The 2,045-nt window shown below is 72.1% G+C and carries 1 protein-coding gene and 1 pseudogene; both read right to left on the reverse strand.

Going from position 1 to position 2,045, the window contains the following annotated elements; all coding sequences use genetic code 11:
- Window positions 1–446 (reverse strand): annotated as a pseudogene (locus WBP48_RS01125) (hypothetical protein); the annotation flags it as partial.
- Window positions 433–2,045 (reverse strand): ATP-binding protein (locus WBP48_RS01130; RefSeq protein ID WP_424434820.1); only part of this gene is annotated, 1,613 nt, incomplete at its 5' end. The gene WBP48_RS01130 and the pseudogene WBP48_RS01125, both read right to left, overlap by 14 nt.

The following is a 2,045-nucleotide window of genomic DNA, read 5'->3' on the forward strand; positions in this document are numbered from 1 at the left end:
CGCATGGACAGCAGGACGTCGCCCCGCGGGGGCGACGGCGGCAGCGCCGCCGCCCGCCGCCGCTGGATCACCGCGACCGCCGCGACGAGGAACGGCGTCGTCGCATACAGGACCAGCCACACCACGAACGGCAGGTTCCGCGAGAAGCGGTCGAGGTGCAGCAGCGTCGCGACGAGCAGGGCCCCCGCGAACACGACCACCGCCGGAAAGCCGTGACGTACGGCATCCCACGATCGCGCGAACGCGGTGCACCCGAAGAACCAGATCCCGCCGACATAGGCGGATGCCAGGAGGTAAGCCGACAGCGGCGGAGCGATCGCCCACGCGAACAGCTCTTCGGTGCGGGACGGGAACCCGAACAGGATGACGACGGCGACGACGAGGAACGGGACGATCGCGATCGCGACCGCCCGGGTGAGGGGGAGGACCCGGTCAGTCGTGGACATCGGCGAGCACCTCGCTCACCGACATCGTGGCGCCCTGGGCGATCGCGGCATCGAGCTCGGCCGAGAGGCCCCTGTCGCGCAGCTCCTGGACGGGACCGGCGAACAGGTCGAAAGCTCCCGGATTCAGGATGCCCTTGCGTCGACGCAGAGTGCGGGCCACGCCGAGCAGCCGCCCTGCCGCGCCCGCATCCGATTCCACGGCACGGAGTGCGACGAATCCCTCGAGGCCGTAGGCGATGCTCTCGTCGTGGCGCAACTGCAGAGAGTGGTCCAGGCTCTCGGCGAAGTCGTCGCGCGCTCCGGCGAGATCGCCCAGCAGGAAGCGCGTCCACCCTCGGTGGCTGCGTGCGATCACGATGCCGAGCCGCTCACCCTGAGCAGACGCGAGAGCCAGACTCTCCTCGAACCGCGCTTTCGCCGCCGTGGGGTCGCCGAGGGCCAACCCGACGCGGCCGAGCACGACGAGCGCCATCGCCTGCCCCCAGACGTCGTGGGCGGCGCGGAACCCGGCGAGGCTGCGTTCGAACTCCACCGTCGCCGCCGGGACGTCCGGTCCACCGGATCCATCGGGATCGTCGGATCCACCGGATCCACCGGGATCGTCGGATCCATCGGATCCATCGGGACCATCGGGATCGAGGGGCCGTGCGAGCCACCCGAGTCCGATCGACACGGCGGCCAGCGCGGCCGCGGCGCCATCGCCGTCGTGCTCGAACAGGTCGCGGGCCTCGGAAAGGTCGGGGATCGGGTCGAACGACGGATCCTGCCAGAACCGGACCGCGGCGCAGTAGTAGAGCGCGATCGCCCGAGCGCGCGGCGCCAGGTCTGCGGCGGGGGCGGTCGCGAGCAACTCGACCATGAGGGCGCGGACGACCCCGAGGTATCCGCCGATCCAGAGATACAGGTACAGCGACCACGCGAACTCGGCGGCGGCCTCGTAGTCGCCGCGGTGGACGAGCGTGCGGGCGACGGCGGCGATGTTCTCGGACTCGCGATCCAGGGCGCGGAGTCGCTCGAGCTGCTCCGGGCCCCGCAGTCGCGCCGCGGAGTCCGCCACCACGCGCCGGTAATGTGCGATCCACGCGACCGTCGCGCGCTCGCGCTCCTCGGGCGTGGCCAGCTCGCTCCCGAACGCTCGGACGCTGGTGAGCAGACGGTAGTCGCCGTCGAGGTCCGCCGCGCGCCCGACCAGGCTCGCGTCGACGAGCGCGGCGACGGCGGCGGCCGGATCGGCCACACCCGACTCCACCAGCACGCTCTCGGCGGAGTCGAACGTGAAGGCGCCCTGGAACACCGCCAGCGCCGCCAGCGCCGCGCGCTCGGCCTCATCCAGCAGATCGACGCTCCACGCGATCGTCGCGCGGAGCGTGCGCTGACGCTCCGGCAGATCACGCGGACCGTCCCACGCCGAAAGGGCCATGTCGAGCCGTTCCAGCAGCTCTTCCGCCGTCAGCGAGCGCAGCCGGGCCGCGGCGAGCTCGATGGCGAGCGGGACGCCTTCGAGCGCACGGCACAGCGCGACGACGGCATCCACGACCCTCGTCGTGAGCGTGAATCCCGGCCGCACGGCGCCGGCGCGCTGCACGAACAGCTCCACCG

Source organism: Microbacterium sp. (assembly GCF_049661145.1).
In the GTDB taxonomy this organism is placed as follows: Bacteria; Actinomycetota; Actinomycetes; order Actinomycetales; family Microbacteriaceae; genus Microbacterium.